This window comes from Sphingobacterium sp. GW821-FHT03E03 (assembly GCF_059420745.1).
Window position 1 is genome coordinate 122234 of sequence record NZ_JBWKUH010000001.1, and the last position, 21138, is coordinate 143371.

The following is a 21138-nucleotide window of genomic DNA, read 5'->3' on the forward strand; positions in this document are numbered from 1 at the left end:
ATCATCATCGTAAAGCATAAGAATCAGTGCCGATAACGTTCAAAGAATTCATAAGTGCGCAACAGCTGATCGAGTCGTTGGCCTACATCTCCGGAGCGTGTGATCTCATGATCTGCGTGCGGGTGTCGGACGTATTCCGTATCGCGTCCCAAATATTTGAGCTGCTTGTACAGAAAATCACTCTGCACAGGGCCTGTACGATTGTCCTGCTCGCCATGGAAAATAAGTAAAGGAGTTTTTATCTTCTCGGCATAAGTTGTAGGCGATTGCGCCAAAAGGGTATCCCGCATCCCCTTTTCCCACGGAAAACCATCAAAATAGCGTTTCAACATGGGCCACACATTGGCGCTACCAAAAAATACATAGAGATCATACACCCCACGCTGACTGGATGCAGCACGGAACCGGCTCTCATGTGCCAATATCCAGGTGGTTAGATATGCACCATAAGATCCGCCAGTGATAAAAAGCTGCGTGCTATCGACAATACCGGTCGCAAGCGACAGATCCACAGCCTTAAGAACATCACGTGATGGTCCAGGTCCCCAGTCTTTAAAATTAGCTTTTAAAAACCTTTCCCCATAGCCGCTCGAACCGCGGGGATTCGAAAACAAAACCGCATAGCCACGTGCACGAAAGTACTGGTACTCGTGCCACATACTGGCATCCGCAGGACCGAACATCGAAGCTGGCCCACCATGAATCTCTACTAAGAGCGGATAACGTTTGTCCGTCTGGTAATCTGCAGGCTTCAAGAGCCAATAGTCGACCTCCAGCCCCTTTTCATTTCGAAAACTGTTTTTCTGTGCAATACCAATATTTTTTTCCGATAGCCATCCCGAATTGACCGCACTAATGACCGCACTATTTTTAAAATTGGCGTCCGCACGGTACAGTTCTGATGGATTTGCGAAGGTGGTTTTTGTGTAGAAAGCTTTCTGACCATTTACCCAATAGTCACCGATCCCCTCTTCCACCGAACTCAAGGTGCGTATATTGCCGGTTTTTATATCCGCGCGATTTATGGTACGTCCGCCTCTATCCGACGCAATAAAATAGACTGATTTTTCATCTGCTGAAAACTGTATATTACTTAGGCTACGGTCTACAGCCAGGCTATTACCTTTCCAGTTTTGGGTATCATAGATAAACAATTCACCGACTGTCAATGAATTCTGCAGGCCTCGATTCACGGCAACCCATTTTCCTGATGCCGATACTGCAGCCACCTGAAAGCGATGTATGCTATCCCCAAAAATTACTTTCCTTTTTTTATTAGTCAGGTCAAATAAGATCAGATCAGTCGATGCTACGCGGTCCGGATGAAGACCATTTTCGGTCTCTACGCTTAAAAGCACCTTGTTGTTTCCTAAAAATTCCGCTCCTGTATGGCTTCGAAAGCCCTGGGTTAAAGGGGCAGGCGGTGTCTTAGCGGCGAGATCCAAGATGTACCAATGTGTAAAGCGGATTTCGCCCGTCGTTGAATTTTCTGTCTGAAACTGCAATTTGTTGGTCATTTTGGCGATACCCTGCTGCTCATCACGTTTGAGATAAGCAATTATTTCCGCTAGGCCGCCGTCACGATCTTCTTGTGCAGGTTCAGCTAATAAGGATGCATTATGGCTATCCGCTGGTTTTTCCGTCGACCATGGTGGCACATGGCCAGCAGGATTGAAATCTTTACTTTTTACCAGCTCGCCAAGTGTAAAGCTACTTGATAAAAGTACCTTCGAACCGTCCGGACTGAATCGTACAGTACCCAGCCCCTGCTCGAGCTTGGTTAGCTGTTGAGGCTCTTGACCATCTGATGGAAATAAAAAAAGCTGCGAACGTTTGTTACTTCCCTTGCCAACAGCCCATCTGCGTCCATCCGTACTGTACAAGATTTGTGTAAATTGCGGGTCCACCTTTAGCGGATCAGCCTTTGCTGCCAATGCCGTTCTGTTTACATACCAGAGCGTTTCATAGCGAAAACCGGCATGCTTGGTCGTATCGGCAACAATCCCGCGCACGGCATAAGCCAGTTCACTTCCGTCCGGTTTCACCTGTAGGTCAACGATATTTTTTATTCGAACCAGATCACTCGCCACGATCAAACTATCCGTAGCCGATGCTCCGGCAAAAGCTGGAGAAATACTCCCCAGCAGCAGCAGACAAATTAGGTGGTACTTCCAGCGTTTGTATTGACTAGCTTTCATTGAGTTTTTCGATTAATTTTTGTGCAGAAATACGGGCTTTGCGCTGTATAAAATCAGCGTCGGTGTTGTCGCCAATTTCATAGACCAATGCTTCGGCATTATACGTTTTATACAAATAGCTATACGCCGTGAAGGTCGATCCACCCAAATACAGGGGCTTTACCAGCGGTTCATACCCTGGAATAGCTTCTTTGACTGCGGCTATCCAGGTGGGAATAAAACCTGGAAACCGACTTGGCAAGGCAGGATCCACCGTGTAGTAAATATCGCTTCCCGTAGAATGAAAATCGATGGCAAAATAAAGCTCGCGGCCCTGCTGCTCGATTTCCCGTTTAAAATAATCGCGCAGCGCCACAGTCTCGGGCTGGTTAAATTCGGCCCAGTCACGGTTGAGGTCAACGCCATTGGCATTGGCACGCCAATGCCCTAGATCCGCTCCGTCGGGATTAACGATGGGGATCAGGTAAATACTATATTTCTCACGAAACCGCTTTGCATCGTCGCTGTTGCCCAAGAGGTATTCGACAAAGCTGGCATATGCATAATGCCCTGTAATCTCAGGTGGATGCTGTCTCCCGAGGACCACAATCGCCTTTTTGCTTTGCGGATTGCCCGCCACATATACGTTAATTGGCTTGCCAAGGGCCGTTTTACCCACTTCCTGTTTTTGTATTTGAACAGCTGGATTTACCTGCTCAATCCAGCTATATACGGCTTTGGAGGGAATATTTGCCTGTGCAGAGATCCATGTTCTCTTACTGGAGATCGGCAGGTCAAAAGAAGCACCGTTGAGCTTATTCCAGTTCGTTCCGTCTGTGCTCACTTTCGGGTCGTAGCGATGACGCACGCCGGAAGGATAGTCAAGCTGGATTTTTATCGTCGTATCGCGGGTGGACCAGACCTGAAAACCATACCAGGGACTCGGATTGATCGGCGTGCGTTCCGGCGCGACCTGCAGGTGGTATACGCCTTCACTGGATTTTGTGAGGCCATTCAGTCGGGCACCATCATAGTCATTGCTAAAAAAGACCCGTTGATCCACTGTGAAAGTGCCGCGTTCCTGTTTGACGATAGCTTGGGATTTGGTCGATTCATAGCTAATCGGATTCTGCCCTTTAAAATCCTTTTTCAGTCCGCCGATCTCGGTTTTCCCTTGATTAAACAAACTGTCCAACACCTTGCCCAGTTCTTCGCCACGGACATTCTTGGCAATGATTGTCCCCTTATCGTCCACCAAAAAATTGGCGGGAATTGCACGGACAGCATAGGTAGCGGCAATTTCGCTATTCCAGTATTTTAATTCGGAGACATGCTGCCAGGTCAGGTGATCGTCGGCAATACCTTTGAGCCAAGCTTCTTTCTTCTTGTCCAATGAAATGGCATAAATTTCGAAGCCCTGGGATTTATATTTTTGATAATTGGCCACAATATTCGGATTCTCCTTTCGGCAGGGAGGACACCATGAAGCCCAAAAATCAATCAATGTATATTTCCCCAAATGATCGTAGAGAGCCTGCGGGTTTCCATCAGGGTCATTGGCGACAATGGCCGGGGCTTTCTTGCCTACGGCTACCTGCCGCGTCACGGCGATGATTTTGCGGAGATCCTGTATATAACGCGATTGCTGCTGAGGCCCAGAGAGCAGGGCGATATGCGCTTCCAGTTCTTCCGGAGACAATCGATAGGACCATTCCCTGTAAAGCAGGTAGCTAGAAACGATATTATCCGGATATTTTTGGATGAAAGATCGTATATCGGGTTTGCGCTGCGCCCGATATTCTTCAAAGAGTTCCTGGCTTTTTGACCCAGATAAGGATACCGACTGTCTGTTGTCATCTTTTGCATCGATCGTCACTTTATTATCCCCTACATCCAGAAAAACATAGCTCGGAACCACATCCCGCTCTGTAGAAATGCCATACAGGTCGGGCAGCGGAAGTTGCTTCCGGAAAGCAAAGGAGCCCTTTTTCACCTGAGCAGAATCAATCACCGTAAATATTTTGTTTTCAAAACGTTGCAGATACACAACAGTAGCATCGCCATTCTTGACCGTTCCTTTGAGTGACAAGGTCTGTTGTTGTGCCTGTAAGGATCCTGCACTGGCCAGCAGTAAAGGAATAAGGAGTTTACTTGTCTTATTCATGTTTGACTAGTTTAGTTAAAAAGCTTATTGGCCGCCAATTCGGTATTCGGCGCTGGAAAAATATAGTTCTGGGCTGTTGTAGGTACCGAAGGTGTCTGTATATTCGCATCACCTTTTGCAGGTAGCTCTTTCAATTGACGGAGCAAATCATGTCCCCGCAAGCCCTCACCGAGCAATTCAATTCGTCGTTCTTTCGCAATAGCTTCCAAGATGGCCGTTTTGCTTGCCAGAGCGGCCCCAGGAAATTCAAAACTCGCATCAGATCGTTGATGTACAGCCTTTAAGAGTGTCCCTGCGATCGTTAGCTGTTCCGCCTGCGCAGCAGCTTCTGCATAATTTAACAAGACCTCAGCATAGCGAATAACCGGAATATAGTCTACGTAGGGCGAAGCCTTAGCATACTTTTTCAGGTACTGTTTGTCACCATTTGCCTGAAGGAGGCTGCGCCGTTTGTCTGCCTGACGCCACTGCGTGTCGTTTAGAATACCATTTGGATTAAGATAATATTCTTTATTGACCAGATAGACATAACCTATCGCAGACTGCCCCGAAAGTGCATCGGTGGTACTCGCCGGCATACTTAAAATGGATTCCGGCGTGGTATAATTGCCACCAAAAATCGTCGTAACATCTGTCTGTAACTCATTCGCAACGCCTTGCTGCGCCCTAAATGGTGCAATTTGCTGCGGGACGATCTTTTTTGCTTCCTCCAGTACCTTTGCATAATTATTGATCGTCAGGTAAACCCTGGTTTTGAATGCCCGGGCTGTATTTTTATGTGCCCGCGTTGTATTGAGCAGTGCCGTTGAATAGTTTTCTGGCAAATCCTTTTCAGCCTCATCGAGATCGCTCAAGATCTGCTTGTACACCTGTGCAACCGTACTGCGGGCCAGATCATTGTTGTTTCCGTCGACCTCGGCCTGCAGACGTAATGGTAGTCCCGGCGAGGCCCCCTGATCTTTGTTGTAGGGTTGCGCAAATACCGTTACCAAGCTAAAATAAGCTACTGCACGCAGGAACTTTGCTTCTGCAATATAAGCTTTGGAAAGTTCAGTCCCGATGACTTCAGTCCCGGGACTAAGGGCAGCAATCAGGATATTTGCACCGTTAATCGTGGTATAAGCTGCAGACCAGAGGTTGTTGATATCATTGGATCCCGAACTGTAGGAATTGTTCCAGCTTTCATAGGCTGTATAGCTATTTGCCGTAACATTAATAAAATCCTCGCCACGGACATCCTGATAAAGGAGATAACGCCCGCCATACAAACTGGCTCCTTTTAAACTTTTATAAATGCCATTGACGACCCCCTCGATCCGAGCAGGCGTATCAAAGACGTTTTTATCAGATATAGATGTAGTCGGCACAGGAAACAATCCGTCATCCCTTTTGCAGGAGTTCAGGGTAGATACCAGTAATAATGCGCTGACTAAGTAGAGATTTCTTTTTGTGTTAATTTTCATGTTTTCAGATTTTTAGAATGAGACATTTAAACCAGCTGTCCAGGTACGTCCCTGTCCGATCGAGTTCTTTTCCACACCGATGGAGGTATTAGAATTTCCGTTGGAAGAAGACTCAGGATCTGTACCCGAATACCCCGTGATCAAGAAAAGATTCGACGCCTGACCATAGATCCGGATACTGGAAAGTCCGATCTTATTAAACAGGTTACCACGGAATGTGTAGCCCAGCGTTAACTGTTGCAAACGTAGGAAATCAGCTTTCTCGGCATTTTGATCGATGGAAAATCCAGCAGAACCGTTTGAGATCACATCGTTATAGACCAGTCGAGGTATGTCAGTCTGCTGCCCTGCCGTAGTCCATCGATTGAGCACTTCGACCGAATTGTTGTAAAAACGCTGATCCAGTAGCGTACCCCTTGTACCGTTCATGACTTTATTACCACCTGCAAAGGTGAAATTGACGGCAGCATCAAAAGCTTTATAGCGGAATGAATTATTAAAGCCGCCGTAATAAGTTGGCAATGCCGTCCCCAAGACCTGATAGTCGGCTACCGTGATCGGATTAGCAACGCGGCCGTCCAAATAGGTCCAATTGCTCTGTCCTGAAGCTACCGCAGCACTATATTGCACACGCTCGCCATTTTTATTGATAAATATCCGCTGCCCATTTTCAGGATTTACACCATCAGTGACTGCACCGTAGAGGCTACCCACCGCGTACCCCACACGTGTAATGTTGTTGGCTTCAGTGGTGGTGTGTGTATAGCCAATGATATCAGCATTGCCGGCCGACAGCGATGTGACTTTATTTTTTACATGCGTAAAATTAAGCGATGAGTTCCAGGTAAAATCCCTTTTTTTGACGATATCACCACTGATAGCAAATTCGATCCCGCGGTTATACATGCTGCCGACATTTTTAAGGATACTGTTACCTGGAATACCTTTTGATGGCGACTGCGGTACATCCAGAATAAGTCCATTCACATTGTTTCTAAAGTAATCGACATCCACATGCAGGCGCTTATGGGCTAAGTCCAAGCTCAGCCCCAAATTGGTCTGTTCTGAAGTCTCCCAGCCCAGATCCGGATCACCCGCCTGCGACATGCTCCAGGTAGGCACTGTTCCATAGAGCGATGAGCTATAGAGGTTGAGCGATTCATAAGCCGAAAGATTTCCATTGCCGACCTTACCCCAGCTCCCCCGGAAACGCAAGTCGCCCAGTAGGTTTGCCAAGCTGCTATTCTTATAGAAATCCTCTTCAAAAATAGACCAGCCCAGCGACACGCCACCAAAATCACCATACTTGCTGTTTGCTCCCAAAGCCGAATTACCATCCCTTCTAAAATTGGCCGTCAGGAAATAGCGCTTGTTGTAGTTGTAAGTGGCACGGACAAAGGTAGAGCGGTAGAAACGCTCCGTAACACTCCCGCCAGCCCCGGATAGTGTTGTCCAATTGCCCTGAAAGTTTTCAAAAAACGGATCAGAGGCGTTGTTTTGCGATGCATTCCAGCTATCGTTGTCGTATTTTTGAATATCGTACCCCACTAACAGCGTCAGGGCATGCTTTTCGGCAAACACCTGATCATAGCTTAGGCTATTGGTAAAATTCCAGTTGTTGCGCAGACTGCTCACATTGGTGACCGATCCACCATTTGTATAGCCCGATGAGCCCAGATTGGGGCTCAAATACGTTTTGGTAGTGGACAGGTTACGGTCTACCGCATAGGTCGTGGTGAATTTTAAGTTTTTCAACAGGTTGAGCGAGGCATGCAGGTTTCCCAAGATATGATCGTTGCCAGTCGTGTATTTGCTGTAGGCAAATAATGCTTCAGGATTGTAAAGTGTGTTCGTAAACAAGTTGGCTCCGGACCCTAATAAACCCGTGCTGCTTAAATTGTAGCTACCGTCATCTTTATATGCTGAAACATTTGGCGGCAATACCAGCGCCAATCGGGCGCCACCGATCAACAGCAGCTGGCTGCTGGGCAATGAACCCGAATTTTTGGCGTCGTTGAAGGTATTGTTGTAAGTCAGGTTACTACCAAGCGAGAACCAATCGTTAACTTTATGCTCTATATTAAACCGCAGGCCCTTCCGGTCGAAGCTGTTTTTTGCAAAAAAGCCTTCCTGGTCCGAGTAATTTCCCGAAAAATAATACTGTGTATTTGCGTTGGCTCCGCTTACGGCGAGGCTATGGTTGTGGCTATAGCCGGTGTTATAGACATGATCGTACCAATTCGTTTCAACCAGCTTACCATTGGCATCATACTGCGGGAAGAAAAGCGCACTAGCCACCTTATCGTTGGTAGCGTTTCCTGACAGGATCTTGTTGTTCAATACAGCTTCATTTTTGATATCGATATACTGATTGGCATTCAGCAGCTTAGGCAAACGTGTCGCGGATACCGCAGAGCCCCAGACATCGTAGGTGACTTTTGCGCGGCCTTGTTTACCTTTTTTGGTCGTTACGATCAGTACACCGCCTGCTGCCCTCGAACCATAGATTGAAGTAGAAGCCGCATCTTTCAAGACATCAATAGATTCGATATCCGAGGGATTGATATCCGCCAGCGGATTATTGGCCACATTAGATGTACCAATATTACCCGTATTGACGGGAATACCATCGATGACAATCAAAGGATACGAACTGAGGGATATCGAATTCAGGCCCCGCACCCGTATAACAGGTGGATTATTGAGCAATCCATTCGGCAAAGATATACTTACCCCCGAGGCTTTTCCCGCCAGGGCCTGGTCAAAACTTTGTACGGGGATATCTTTGATTGCTTCTGCGGATATTGTTGATGCTGCACCCGTAAAGTCTTTTCGTTTTTGGGTTCCATAGCCCACGACGACGACTTCTTCCAGCGTACGGTCCTCACGCACCAGGCGTACAGTATCCCCCGGCTCTTCAATAAGGGCGATTTGCTCCTTATAGCCGACGGATGAGACGACGACACGTGCCGGTAGCTTTTGTCCGGTGACAAAAGCAAAATTGCCCTTTCGGTCTGTGGTCACAGCATGCGTAACACCATAAAGCTTGACCGTAGCACCTTCAATAGGCTGGCCATTCTCGGCATCAATCACCTGCCCCCGGAAGGATGCATTTATAATCGTTTTTGGAGTTTCCTGTGCGTAAGTTACCAATGGCTGTTCTGCCAGGCCTGCCAATAACAGGTACGCCGAATAGTGTAGTATTCTTCTCTTATTCATAGGTAGAATCGTTTAGTTTAAAAAATAGATGTACTGGCCATAAACATGTTTATAGCAAAAGGATAGCGAGCAATACCCGAATTATTGCCCTATTTATCACAAGAATTGGAGAATTTTACTAGCTACACATTCGAGGCGCAGAGAACGCCCTATAAGCTTTTGGAAAAGATGGTGTACTTACTGTGAAAAGATGGTTTAGATAATGCTGTTTCATTTTTACTTTGTTTAGATAGTGATTAAATCGTCGCCAACGCCAATTGAAACTACGATTAAACAAATGTAAGCATTAAAATAAAATAATGTATACTAAAATAGTAGATTTTTTTATTGATCGTTGTGATCGTTCTTACAAAGGGGACCAAAAGCCGTCGATTTGTTTTTTATTGAACTTTTTGTAAGGAATTTTGTTCAATTCTTAAAAAGAAAGCATGAAAGCACAAATCGGACTGATTATCACGGCAGTTGCTGGAGCAGCATTGCTTGTATACAGACGCTGGAAACAAGGAACTGTACAAGAATCAACAGAAAAAACAGATGGCAAACAGACGGGCAATCTAGCGAACCCACCCTCTTGGTACCGCCCGCTTAAAATGCCTGAAATCGACACGATTGATATTGTGTCATTGCAATATGTGCCCGTATTGGTATCGCCTGACAGAAATGATGCGGCGCAAGGGATCAACAAAAATATTTCGTATTACCATAAAGGCAATAGGCATCAATAAGGTAGTAACACAAAACCTTATTGAAACCTCACGGTCATGAATAGCTACCACGACAATAGCTCATTGCGCTAATTTTTCATTCCTTTGCTTGCCCGCGACCAGGTCAAACAAAGGAATGAAAAAACAACGCATTATTGTTCCAATTCTTTCAGGTACTCGATCATGGCATCGAGGCTTTGTAATAGCTTTTCACCTTCAAACCCCACCTTTCGAAAACGAATGTTTCCTTTTTTGTCCAGGATTAACGTTGTCGGAATTGACGTTATTTCCAGCTTGCTACTGAGCTTTTTATCTTGGTTGTAATAAAATGGAAAGTCAAATTGGGGATTGGCCTGTGCCCATTTGTAGGCGTCATCCCAGCTATTTCCACTGCCCGAATTGAGTACAACGAATTTCACTTGCGGGTCGTCCGCATATTTTTTGTACACCTGATGCAAATAGGGAAAAGAAGCAATGCAGGGCTTACACCAGGTGGCCCAGAAATCAATGATGACAATCTTGTCCATGAGTTCCGCTTTCAGCAAAGGTTTCTTGTCCATATCAACTAGGCTGATGTCTTCTGGAAATGGCGTATTGCCGATGATTTTCTGAAACTCCTGGTAATACCCCTGTTTCCATTGCTTGTCAAGCTTGCTAAAATAAGCTTGCCGTTCAGCAGCATTGCTCATCCCTGTTTTAACGAGCGCGCTGTCGAGAAGCTGCCGGATCTGTGGGTCAAAAGGAGCATGCCGATAGGCTGCCTCCAACACGGGTATAGCACTGGTCGGATCATTCCACTGTTGATACTGCACGGCCACTGCGCGGAGCAATGCCGCCGATTGAAGTGTAGGGATGCTTTTGGCAAACCATTCTCGGGCAGCTTCGGGCTGATTTAGCTGAGCGGCTATCAGTCCCTGATTGGCCATAATTTCAGCTTTTATCGCCCTGAGCTTATCGGCCTTGGCCGGATCATGGGCAACCAGATAACCTGTTTCCGGGAAATAGCGTATTAGACTCACGGGATAGGCCGCAACACTATCAAGTAGATATAAATTGAGTTTGGATGCATCTTGCAGTATTAGCTTATGATCCAATAGCAGCTGCACATACTCATTGTAGGTGCGCCATTTATAGGGATCTTGTTCCCAACGGGTAATCAGGGGCAGATATTTCCGGGCCTGTACGCTGTCGCCGTGCCGCACATAGTAGTTAAAAAGATATTCGTAAGCGCTGCCATAGGCCGTCTCATTATCGGCCGTTTTGAGCGAAAGAAGCTCCCCTATCTTCGCGACCACGGTGGCGGAATCCTGCTCGCGGAACAACTTATTGAGCCGATAAGATATCCCGATCTTCTTGTTCGGAAACTCGTTGATCACGACCTGACGGATCGAATCCACTTTTTGGTTTTGGCCAAGTATCAGATAGCCCATGGTCACCTTGTTGAGGTTACCTTCAAAGAGTGGATTGCTTCGGAATTTTTTCTCAACCACCGCTAAGCCCTTTTTCAACAGCCGCGCCTGCTGGGCCGGACTACTGGTTTTCATCTGTAGCACAATCAGACGGAGCTGCGCCTCATAGTTGTCGGGATATAAGCTCAACTCTTTTTTGAGGTAATATTCCTGTGTCGCAACGATATGATCCGAGGTTTTATCCTGAACCGGTACGCTGTAGGATTTTCCCAGGTAATTACCGGCGATCAGTTTCCCCTGCTTATAGACGTAGATCTCATATTGACTGCTATCGCTTGCCTGCTGTACAAATTTTTTGTCTTTGTCGGCGATCGTAAAGCAGGAAAAGTTGGCATAGGCGGGCAATTTAAACCGTACACGCCACAGTCCGCCTTCTTGCTGCATGGGCATCCGGCTCGGGAATTCATAAAAATTTGAATAATTGAAATCCACGAAAAATGGCCCTGCACGATGAACAGCAGCAGATTTACCCGGATCAAAGCTGATGGTCACGGTATCACCGGCCGCTGCTTTTTCTGGCAAAATGCTGACTTGTGCCTGCAACAGCAGGCTTGCCTGGAGCAGGCAAAGCAGCAACGCGTATTTGAATAGCTTAATCATTCTGTTGGAGGTTAGCATTTGTGATTAAAATAGCACTGGCGATCGGTATTTTGATATCGCTTTCACTAAAGTCTGTTTTGACCTTTGAAAGTACAGGCAGGGCCCTGTTCGTGCGGACCAGGTCAAACCAACGGTGGCCCCATTCACCGAGCAGTTCCAACTGGCGTTCTTTTTCAAGCGCCAGGGCGATGCCCGCCTTGTCCATCGTTTGTGGCAGCGCGGCAAGGCCTGCACGCTCACGGATCAGGTTGATATCCTGTAGTGCCGCCTGCAACTTATTTTGGTTCAGCCGCGCTTCGGCACGGATCAGATACTGCTCGGCAAGACGCAGCACGGTATTGTATTCGGTAACAGGTGTGCCCGTACGCAGCTTGTACTTATAGGGCATATAAAGCGTCTTATCACCTACAACATAGGGCTTTAACCACATTGTTTTACGTAAGTCATTATCTTCATAGGCCGCTACCGTGGTATCATACACCTGATAGTAACTCCGTGCCGTAGCTACTGCCGGAACGATACTGAAACCTTCCCAGGTGTTGACCCCGGCAGTAGAAAGATTAACGGTCTGCAGCTGCCAGATCGCCTCTTTGCTCGTTTTCAAAAAAACGGTATTTAGATCACGCGACAGTTCATACCGATTATCAGCGATGACTTTGTCGGCCATCTCTTCGGCATTGGCCCAGTCTGCATGATACAGATATACCCGGGCCAATAGCGCGTCAACCGCTTTTCTATTTGGGCGGGTACGCTCATTGCCCTGATAGGCATCAGCAATATCGGCAGCCGCTTTCTTTAGATCATCCACCATGAACGCATAGAGCTCCTCCCGGGAGGCCGGACCTTTTCGGTTGTTGGCTTCCAGATCTTTGGTATCCGTGATCAAGGGCACTTTATTGAAGAGGTTGCTCAGATAAAAGTAATTGAACACCCGCGTAAAACGAGCTTCAGCCGATAGCTGTGCCTTTACAGTACTGCTGAGTGCCGAAGCTTCAACTCCCTCGATAATCTTATTGCTGTGATTGATATAGCTATAAGGTTGCGACCAGAGCCGATCGAGATAAGAGGTCGCCGGACTTAGTTTGTTGTATTTGTACTCATCGTAGGTTGTAAAGGCTGAGTTGTAATCGTCGGCCAGACTGGACAGCACAATGGTCATCAGTCCACTGGCAAACTGGTTGTTGTAGTTGTTCATACTGGTATAGAGTCCGCCCAGGGTTGCTGTGGCAGTCTTTTCGTCACTGAAGGCCGACTCTGCCGCCACTTCTGTCTTGGGTGGGTCCACTGCCAGAAATTTATTGCAGGATATGTTCATCAGTGGTGCTGCAAAAAGGCTGTAGATGATATATTTGTTCATGGGATAAGTCTTTAGTCGTTTTATGATCATTAAAAAGTGAGCTGAACCGCAAAAGTATAGGTACGCATCGATGGCGTGGCGCTGCTCCGTACCGAACCAAAAGGATTGACATCCGAGAGATACGTGCGATCAAAACCCGGCATCTCCGGATCCATCCCCCTAAAGCTTGTCCAGGTAAAGAGATTCTGCGCATTGAATTGTACCAGCGCCCGGCTGATATTGATCTTCTGGGTCCATTTGGAAATATCGTAACTGAGCGATACATTTTTCAAGCGGATGAATGAAGCGTCGTCCCATACAGCTGATGAATAGCGGTAGTAATTACGATAAGCTACGTTGGCTTCGTTGGCGCTATTGGCGGTAGCGCGTGGCACATCCGTCACATCCCCAGGCTGCTGTCAACGGTCTAATACATATTCATCCAGATTGGCCAAAGCGCCAATGGTCGTCGCCTGTGGGCCATAACCAATGGATGGTCCCTCCTGTTTGACAAACTGAAATAGGAATCCAAGGCTCACATTGCCATAACTTAGATTATTGCCGATACCACCATAATACTTGGGCAGCAGTGATCCCAAGGTTACATAGTCATTGAAATCACTGATCTTCCCATCGCCATCCACATCCCGGAATTGAGCGACCCCAGTTTGCGGATCCACTCCGGTAAACTGAAATCCACGCACGATACGTGTGGACTCGCCAATGACGTATCGCCTCGCATCACTGCTATTTGCAAGTCCAGGATATTCGAGCAGGGTATTGGATGGAAAAGTAATATTGAAATTGGTTTTCCAGCTGAACTTTTCTTTTTGGATATTAACACTGCTCAGCTCAAACTCCAAGCCCTTATTTTCGATCAGTGCCGGGGTATTACCAAAATAGGAATTATAGCCCGTCTGCGGCGCGAGCACGATATTGATCAACTGATTATCCGATCTATTGTTGTAATAATTGGCTGTGAGGAAAATACGGTCCCTGAAAAATCCAAGGTCGAGGCCCAGTTCTTTCTTTTTAATTTCTTCCCATCCAAAATTGGGATTAAACACCCGTGCCGGATAAAGCCCGGTGATGCCCTGGTAGGCAAAGCCCGTTCCCCAGGTATCCAGGTACTGGTAATCTCCGATCTGGTCATTGCCCGTCACCCCCCAGCTGGCACGCAGCTTTCCGAAGCTAAGGATAGACTGATCCTTTAAAAATTCTTCGCTGCTGAATACCCAGGCGGCACCAATCGACCCAAAATTACCGTACTTATTGTTGGGGCCAAAGCGGGACGAGCCATCCCTTCGGTAGCTGACATTCACAAGATACCTGTCGGCATACGCATAATTGATACGGCCAAATGCAGACTGGTAGCGGTAATCTGCATACTGATTGTTGCGGATCGTAATGACACCTGCGGCAGCCAAGTTGCCTAGCTGGGAATCACTTGGGTAACTGCTGCCATCCAAGTATTTACCTTCGCTGATCCGCTGCTGCCAGGTACCGCCCAAAAGGAACTTAAATTCATGTTTACCAAACGTTTTGCTGTAATTCAATTGCGGCTCAACGATGTAGGACTGATAATCCGAGTTCCCGTAAGAGGCCGTTGACCCCGTACTGGTCAATGGATTAAATCCTGCATTGGGCAGCAGGCGTGTCTGGTCCATGCTTTTGAGATTATACCCTACATTGATTTTAGCAACCAATTCGGGCAAGATCGCGTACTCAGCTGAAAAGTTGGCCAGCAGGGATTTTGATTTAGAGACACTCGACCGCTCCATGTAGGCGGCGGGATTCTGCAAGGTCTGCTGAAACCAATAATAGTCGCCCTTTTCGTCGTATATGGGATAGTTGGGCGCCAGGTTATAAAACTGAGCAATATCCGTCGGCACTGTATTGTTACGGTCCAGGTTGAGGTTGAAACTGCTGTTGAGTTTAAATCGCTGATCTTTGGACTGCGTAGACAGATTCAACAGCGCACCTCCACGCTGATAATTTTGATTACCGGGCAATGGATCACCCTGGCGATTGAAATTGGCACTGGCCAGGTATTGGGTATACTCGTTTCCGCCGGAAAATGACAACTGATACGTTGAGAAAGGAGCACTTGCACCATAAAACTCTTTTTGCCAGTCACTGTAAGCAGACTGATCCCAGGTCAGTAGATCCGGCGCATTATCTGCCGTCGCGGTCCAATTATCGTTTTTAAATCCTTCCTTACGGATTTCCAGATATTGCTCGGTGTTGAGCATCTTGAGGTTTCGAATGGCTTTACCAGTGCCAATATTGGCATTAAAATCTATTTTAAGCCCGCTTTTATTTCCCTTTTTCGTGGTTATCAGGATCACTCCATTCCCTCCTCGGGAGCCATAAATGGCTGTTGCATCGGCATCCTTAAGCACATCAATCCGTTCAATATCCTTTGGATTGATCAGGCTTAGTGGACTTTGATTCCCATTGGCCGAGGCAAACTGATTCATGCTTTCGTCCGAGAATGGAATACCGTCGATAATGTAAAGGGGACTACTGCCATTGCTCAGTGAATTGACACCACGCAGTTGCACCTGAAAAGAGCTGCCCGGCAGCCCCGAATTGGATGCTATATTGAGTCCGGCCACGCGGCCCTGCAATGCCGCCAGGGGATCTAAAACCGGCTGTGTTTCTATTTCCTTGCCGGTCACACTGGAAACCGAACCTGTATTTTTGCGTATCGAAGAGGTACCGTAACCGATAACGACCACTTCATCCAGATTACCCGGGTCTATATCAAGACTTATTTCAATGCTGCCGTTGCCCGCAAGCTTCACTTCCTTGCTGCGATAGCCCACATAACTCAAGAGCAGTATATCATCCTGCAGCAGCCCATTTAAACTAAAACGGCCGCTGGCATCGGTCACCGTACTGACTACCTTATTTTTAACTCGGACACTAACCCCTTCAAGCGCTGCACCGGCAGCATTGCTGACCCGACCACTGATCGTAGCCTGCGAGGTTTTACCAGCTGCTTTCCCCTGGAGCACGATGGTGTTTTTGACAATTTGGTAGCGGATGCCTTTTGCCGAGAATGCCTGTTTAAGTAGTTCAGGGATATTGGCATTGGTCAAATTGACATCGACACGCAGATCGGGGCTAATTTCATTGGGATCATACACAAAGCGATAATCGCTACGCTGCTCGATGGCTTTGACGAGCTGTTTAAATTGAACATGGTCGGATGGCTTGTCTCCCTGCTGGCTAAAGGCATAGCCATTGACATGCATCAGCATAAATAGCAGTGTTTTTACAGACTGTTTCATAGGGTATTTAGATTGAAAATTCGTTTGTTTGGTCTTTGGTTAGGGAACAAGTAAGAGCCTGTCCTTGTCGATTGTATAATTTATGCCGGCGAACCGCAATATCTTCAGCACTTCCTCAAAGGACTCTTTTTTGCTGATTTTTCCGCTAAGCACTTTATTTTTATAGACAGGTGACAGGCTATAGGTGAAATTGTACCAACGGGCAAGATCAGCCAAAATCTCAGGAAGCGGTGTCTGGTCAAATTCAAAGTAACCGTCTTTCCAGTTGGCAGCATCCTGCTGTTTGTTTTCTTGCTGAAGCTGGAAGTCCCCATTCAGCACATTCAGCTGGATGATCTGTCCAGGGAGCAGAATCTCCTGCAGGCCGGCATTGCTGACACGTATTTTTCCTTCGTCGAGCTGCGTGGTCAAGAGCTGACTATCATTCGGATACAACTTGACATTGAAAGCTGTCCCCAGGGCTTCAATGCTCGTCTTGCCTACATGAACAATAAAGGGCTTCGCTTTATTTTTTGCCACCTTAAAGTAGGCTTCACCCGTCAATAATACCGAGCGCTCCTGTACGTTGTATCCCGGCCCGATTTCCAGCTTACTGTCCGCATTTAACCACACCGTCGTACCGTCCGGAAGCTCCATCTTGAATTCTTGCCCCTTTTTGGTCTTGATTGCCACTTGATCCCCCTTGCGCTGCTCCATCAATGCCGGGCTGAACTGCTTCTTTTCGTCCAGGCGGACCACTTCGTTTCCGATCAGCAGATCAGCCTGGAATTGACCGACACTAAAAGGCAGTGGCTGTGGAGATCGCTGGCGTCCAGAAAAGAAGTACATCGCTGCTCCAGCCATCAAAAAGAATACAATACTGGCTGCGACCTTCAGGTAGGCTCTTCTATTGCGATTGGCTCGCAATTCGGGACCAAAAACATGTTGTTGGAAATAGCGATCTTCGGCAGCCAGATCAAGTTCCGGGATATCTTTTGCGTTATTTGTCTTGCTAAGTTGGTTGTACCAACTCTCGACAAACGCAATTTCCTCGGCGCTGCACATCCCCTGCTGATACTTCTGCAGTAATTGTTTCGATAATCGTTGTTTCATAGGTTCTATCCTGTTTACAGCTTAGAAGACAGGATAGCGCCCGTTTAGTGGTAGAAAAAAATGAAAATAGTTCGTATTTTTTTTCTTAGGACTGTCAACGCGTTGTATATCTGCTTTTTGACAGTCTGCTCAGAGATATCGAGTTCCTCGGCGATCTCCCGATAACTCCGTTGCTCGAAACGGCTTTTTTTGAAGATCAGCGCCATTTTGCGCGGCAGCTTTTCAATCGCTTGATCGATCTGCTCGGCTAATTCTTTCTCCCGCAGCAACTCGTCGGGCATCATTTCAAATGCTGGGGCAGCATGTTCGAGGTAATTTTCATATTTCCGCCCCACATCCTGGCTTGCGATGCGATTGATCACCAAATTACGGGCCGAACGAAAAAGATAAGACTGATAAGAATGCTCGATTTCCAGCCGTTCCATACGGTCCCAGAGGTTTGCAAAAATTTCCTGTACAATATCACGGGCCTCGTCCCGATCATTTAACATCCGGAAAACATGTACATACAACTTCACCCAATTTTCTTCGTAAAGCTGGGTAAACAGTTGTCTGACATGTGTTACATTCATCCTGATAGTTTAGTTATTGTTGATCACTCAAAATTAGGCTTTATTTTTAGGAAAGTCAATTTATGATGGATTTCTACTAAAACCAGTAGAATAATGCATATACAGACCACCTTTAGTTACATTTAATTTATTTTGCGATCTGCTTCACGATGGATAGACCGATCGCTGAACCTGCTAATTTTAGGCCCGGATCCATTAAAGAAGCTATATTTCCGTTCAATTGTAAGGATGTTGACAAGCACATCAACTAAACTAGGCAAACCCTATTTCCTTTTTTTTTTCGTATATTATCTCACTATGAAAATAGTAGAAATCACAAAAGACACTTTAATCAGTGCTCAGAAAGAAGGATTTACAGTATTAATCACCAAATTTAATTCAGATCCGTTAAACCCAACCTGGATTGTCGATAAGGTTGAAAGCAACAAAATAGAATCTAGCAAAAAAATACTGGGCGAAAACTACCAGCTATGCTATTCCATTAAAGAAGCGATTACGACGATCGATAGCCGCCCCTTTATCGGAAAATTACAGCTGAGCCATTAATATCGTTTGATCAATTTATAATTCAATACGCAATCGCAAGAACGTGTTGTTTCACTAATCCCTTAGATGGATGCATCACAACGGGATGATTACGGTAAAATACAAGCACGAGAAAAGGCAGCCAGAGGAGGCTGCCTTTTCCAGTTTCTGGGGATCATTGAAAGAGGCCGGTCACGCTATACCGCCAGTTTAACCCTTGGCTTATTGCGTTAAACAAAGCGGGGGCTAGATTAGCCCCCGCTTTGTTATTTATGGTCGCTTGCCCGATTTCTCGAGCTCTTTGACAAAATCCCGCCCCCAATAATGGATATCGTAGTGCTCAATATGCTCATACAGCCTACGCGCTCTGACCTGGGCCTCTCCGGGTTCCATGACCAAAGCTTTCAGCAGCGCATCTTTCATGCTCTTGCGGTCATAGGGATTGGTCAATATGGCATAGGGCAACTCAACCGAAGCACCCGCAAATTCCGAAAGCACAAGGACCCCAGCAGTTTCCAGTAGTCCATGGGTTGCAATGTATTCCTTGGCGACCAGATTCAGCCCGTCACGCAAAGGCGTAATCCAGGCAATATCGCTCAACGCATAGTGCTTGACCACTTCCTCAAAGGGCAGTGCCCTGTAAAAATATTGGATCGGGGTCCAGTTCATCGTCGCATATTTACCATTGATCTCACCCACGGCCTGATTCACCTGGTCGCGGATTTCATCATAGATCGTCATCCCTTGCGATGGCGGTGTACAGACATTGACCAGTTCAATCTTGCCCCTAAATTCCGGATACTCGGCAAGAAATTCGCCAAAAGCCTGAATTTTTTCCAATGGTCCTTTGACATAATCCAGGCGCTCGATGGATATGATACGCGTTATTCCCGATTCAGCTTTGCGCTCTTTGAGCGTATGGATCTCCGCTTTCACGTTATCATCCGTCAAAATCTGTTCGATATGATCCCTGTTGATACCCACCGGCTGTGCCCCCAACCTGATCTGCCGCCCGTCCACCTCAATGATCTTGGTCATCTGATCGACACCCAGCGCACAGCTGTAGGTCAGAAACTGATTGGCGACGTCTACTTTTTTGACCACTTTAAACGGCGTATGACTGCGGATCACATCCACAAAATTCTCCACATAACGTGGGATATGAAAACTGACAAAATCACAGAGCAGCAGGCTGCCGATGATCTCCTTGCGCTAGGGAATAATATTAAAAATATCTGCTGCCGGAAATGCCGTATGGTGAAAAAAGCCAATTTTCAGATCGGGGCGCATGGTCTTTAAAAAAGAAGGTACCATCCACAGATTATACTCATGGATCCAGACCAGCGCCTCCTCGTCTGCCTCGCGAGCGATCCGCTCGGCAAAGCGCTTGTTGATCATCAGGTAATGGTCCCAGTCCTCGCGGTTGAACTTTGCCCGGTCCACAAAGGAAAAGATCGTCGGCCAGAACGCCTCCTTGGAGAATACACGATAGAACTTATCGATATCCTCTTTTGACAGTGATATGGTGGAAGCGACTAGATTAGGATATCGGCTTTCATCCACCAGCTGATTTGGAACCGGCTGGCCATCCTGCTGGATGACTTCCTCCCCGATCCAGAGACCAGACCGTCCTTTTTCAAATAAGCCCAGCAGCGAGGGAATAATGCCATTTGGACTTTTGGGTGCTACCCGCACCGTCTTACCATTGACCGATTCCTTTTCAAACGGCAGCCGATGGTAGACCATCACCAGCTGATCGGATTTTTTGGACTTTCTTTTTTGAGGCACTAATTTTTGTTCTCCACGAATCAACTGCTGAAACGGGCGGTATTTGCCCATATATTCCAGTATACCGCCTGCCCCGGCAGCTTCTGCGCTGTACGCTGTATCCAATTGATCAATGGCCTGCAGCAACCCCGGTTCGGACTTTCCGACCGCAACACCCCGAAAACCGATCTGAAATAAGGCCAGGTCATTAAGGGTATCACCGGCCACCATCACATCATCCGGATCGACAGCCAAAAATTCAACCAGCTTCTTTAATGTTGTCCCCTTATTCACACCTCTGGGGAGCAAGTCCAGGTATTTATCGGCCGAAGTAATAATATCACAGTCATACCTGTCGGCCACCTGCTGCACCAGACGATGGTCAACCCCTGCTTCATAATAAAATGAACTGCGGCGCTGCTGTGGCACATGTTGGTAATTCAACTGCGGTATTTCCTCCAGCGCTGCCCGGATCGCATAAGTCTGCGGCCATTTTTCCTCAATCTCACTCTGCAGCGGCTCAATCGCTTCCAGGCTATGGCCGTTAACGACCGTGGCGCCTACATCCGCAATAATGAAGTCCGGCACCGGAATGAGCGGATCGCTCAGTAGCGGCAATACCGACTCCAGTCCTCTTCCGGTTACAAAAACCAGCTGCATATTCGGGCTGGCCTTGATCAGTCTATATAATCTGAGGCGGTCTTCCATCTTCCCGCCTAAAAAAGTTCCGTCTAAATCTGTTGCTAATAGCATA

12 protein-coding genes and 1 pseudogene are annotated in these 21138 nt (G+C 47.0%); 2 read left to right on the forward strand and 11 right to left on the reverse strand.

The features are described 5' to 3' along the window. Positions 1 to 23: 23 nt before the first annotated feature. The 4 genes from AC07UV_RS00480 to AC07UV_RS00495 are packed head-to-tail and all read right to left on the reverse strand — an operon-like array spanning position 24 to position 9023. A complete protein-coding gene (locus AC07UV_RS00480) occupies positions 24 to 2198 on the reverse strand; it encodes a S9 family peptidase (RefSeq protein WP_495182301.1) in 2175 nt (724 codons plus the stop codon). Then, complete coding sequence (locus AC07UV_RS00485; RefSeq protein WP_495182302.1) at positions 2188 to 4341, reverse strand: M14 family zinc carboxypeptidase; 2154 nt, start codon at positions 4339 to 4341, stop codon at positions 2188 to 2190. Before AC07UV_RS00485 ends, AC07UV_RS00480 begins: the two co-directional genes overlap by 11 nt. Positions 4342 to 4352: 11 nt before the next feature. After that, positions 4353 to 5804 carry a RagB/SusD family nutrient uptake outer membrane protein gene (locus AC07UV_RS00490; protein WP_495182303.1) on the reverse strand — a complete coding sequence of 484 codons (1452 nt, stop codon included), beginning with the start codon at positions 5802 to 5804 and terminating at the stop codon, positions 4353 to 4355. A gap of 12 nt (positions 5805 to 5816) precedes the next feature. Further along, complete coding sequence (locus AC07UV_RS00495) at positions 5817 to 9023, reverse strand: SusC/RagA family TonB-linked outer membrane protein (RefSeq protein WP_495182304.1); 3207 nt, start codon at positions 9021 to 9023, stop codon at positions 5817 to 5819. 428 nt (positions 9024 to 9451) lie between these two features. Between AC07UV_RS00495 and AC07UV_RS00500 the strand changes: the two genes are divergently transcribed. Continuing rightward, entirely contained in the window at positions 9452 to 9748 is a 297-nt protein-coding gene (locus AC07UV_RS00500) for a hypothetical protein (protein WP_495182305.1), read from the forward strand. 131 nt (positions 9749 to 9879) lie between these two features. Here AC07UV_RS00500 and AC07UV_RS00505 read toward each other — a convergent pair whose 3' ends face one another. The 6 genes from AC07UV_RS00505 to AC07UV_RS00530 are packed head-to-tail and all read right to left on the reverse strand — an operon-like array spanning position 9880 to position 18092. Next, entirely contained in the window at positions 9880 to 11796 is a 1917-nt protein-coding gene (locus AC07UV_RS00505) for a thioredoxin-like domain-containing protein (RefSeq protein WP_495182306.1), read from the reverse strand. Next, the gene (locus tag AC07UV_RS00510) at positions 11789 to 13153 is read right to left on the reverse strand and encodes a RagB/SusD family nutrient uptake outer membrane protein (RefSeq protein WP_495182307.1); all 1365 of its coding nucleotides are present in this window, start codon (positions 13151 to 13153) and stop codon (positions 11789 to 11791) included. The genes AC07UV_RS00505 and AC07UV_RS00510 overlap by 8 nt, the downstream gene beginning before the upstream one ends. 29 nt (positions 13154 to 13182) lie before the next feature. Then, positions 13183 to 13536, reverse strand: coding sequence for a hypothetical protein (locus tag AC07UV_RS00515; protein WP_495182308.1), 354 nt, complete (start codon positions 13534 to 13536; stop codon positions 13183 to 13185). Positions 13537 to 13551: 15 nt separating this feature from the next. Continuing rightward, the gene (locus AC07UV_RS00520; RefSeq protein WP_495182309.1) at positions 13552 to 16428 is read right to left on the reverse strand and encodes a SusC/RagA family TonB-linked outer membrane protein; all 2877 of its coding nucleotides are present in this window, start codon (positions 16426 to 16428) and stop codon (positions 13552 to 13554) included. Positions 16429 to 16467: 39 nt separating this feature from the next. Further along, positions 16468 to 17520 carry a FecR family protein gene (locus tag AC07UV_RS00525; RefSeq protein ID WP_495182310.1) on the reverse strand — a complete coding sequence of 351 codons (1053 nt, stop codon included), beginning with the start codon at positions 17518 to 17520 and terminating at the stop codon, positions 16468 to 16470. A gap of 44 nt (positions 17521 to 17564) precedes the next feature. Continuing rightward, on the reverse strand, positions 17565 to 18092 hold the full coding sequence (locus AC07UV_RS00530) for an RNA polymerase sigma-70 factor (protein ID WP_495182311.1): 528 nt from the start codon (positions 18090 to 18092) through the stop codon (positions 17565 to 17567). Between the two features lie 297 nt (positions 18093 to 18389). Between AC07UV_RS00530 and AC07UV_RS00535 the strand changes: the two genes are divergently transcribed. Then, positions 18390 to 18638: a hypothetical protein gene (locus tag AC07UV_RS00535; protein WP_495182312.1), complete on the forward strand. Its 249-nt coding sequence runs from the start codon at positions 18390 to 18392 to the stop codon at positions 18636 to 18638. A gap of 249 nt (positions 18639 to 18887) precedes the next feature. Here the strand turns inward: AC07UV_RS00535 and ggpS are convergent. Further along, positions 18888 to 21137: pseudogene (ggpS, locus tag AC07UV_RS00540) on the reverse strand (glucosylglycerol-phosphate synthase). Position 21138 lies beyond the last annotated feature (1 nt).

Bases quoted from the DNA above. Each gene is read 5' to 3' on its own strand.
- AC07UV_RS00480 (WP_495182301.1), bottom strand. From the start codon at position 2,198: ATGAAAGCTAGTCAATACAAACGCTGGAAGTACCACCTAATTTGTCTG.
- AC07UV_RS00535 (WP_495182312.1), top strand. From the start codon at position 18,390: ATGAAAATAGTAGAAATCACAAAAGACACTTTAATCAGTGCTCAGAAA.
- AC07UV_RS00500 (WP_495182305.1), top strand. From the start codon at position 9,452: ATGAAAGCACAAATCGGACTGATTATCACGGCAGTTGCTGGAGCAGCA.
- AC07UV_RS00510 (WP_495182307.1), bottom strand. From the start codon at position 13,153: ATGAACAAATATATCATCTACAGCCTTTTTGCAGCACCACTGATGAAC.
- AC07UV_RS00520 (WP_495182309.1), bottom strand. From the start codon at position 16,428: ATGAAACAGTCTGTAAAAACACTGCTATTTATGCTGATGCATGTCAAT.
- AC07UV_RS00525 (WP_495182310.1), bottom strand. From the start codon at position 17,520: ATGAAACAACGATTATCGAAACAATTACTGCAGAAGTATCAGCAGGGG.
- AC07UV_RS00490 (WP_495182303.1), bottom strand. From the start codon at position 5,804: ATGAAAATTAACACAAAAAGAAATCTCTACTTAGTCAGCGCATTATTA.
- AC07UV_RS00505 (WP_495182306.1), bottom strand. From the start codon at position 11,796: ATGATTAAGCTATTCAAATACGCGTTGCTGCTTTGCCTGCTCCAGGCA.
- AC07UV_RS00530 (WP_495182311.1), bottom strand. From the start codon at position 18,092: ATGAATGTAACACATGTCAGACAACTGTTTACCCAGCTTTACGAAGAA.
- AC07UV_RS00495 (WP_495182304.1), bottom strand. From the start codon at position 9,023: ATGAATAAGAGAAGAATACTACACTATTCGGCGTACCTGTTATTGGCA.
- AC07UV_RS00485 (WP_495182302.1), bottom strand. From the start codon at position 4,341: ATGAATAAGACAAGTAAACTCCTTATTCCTTTACTGCTGGCCAGTGCA.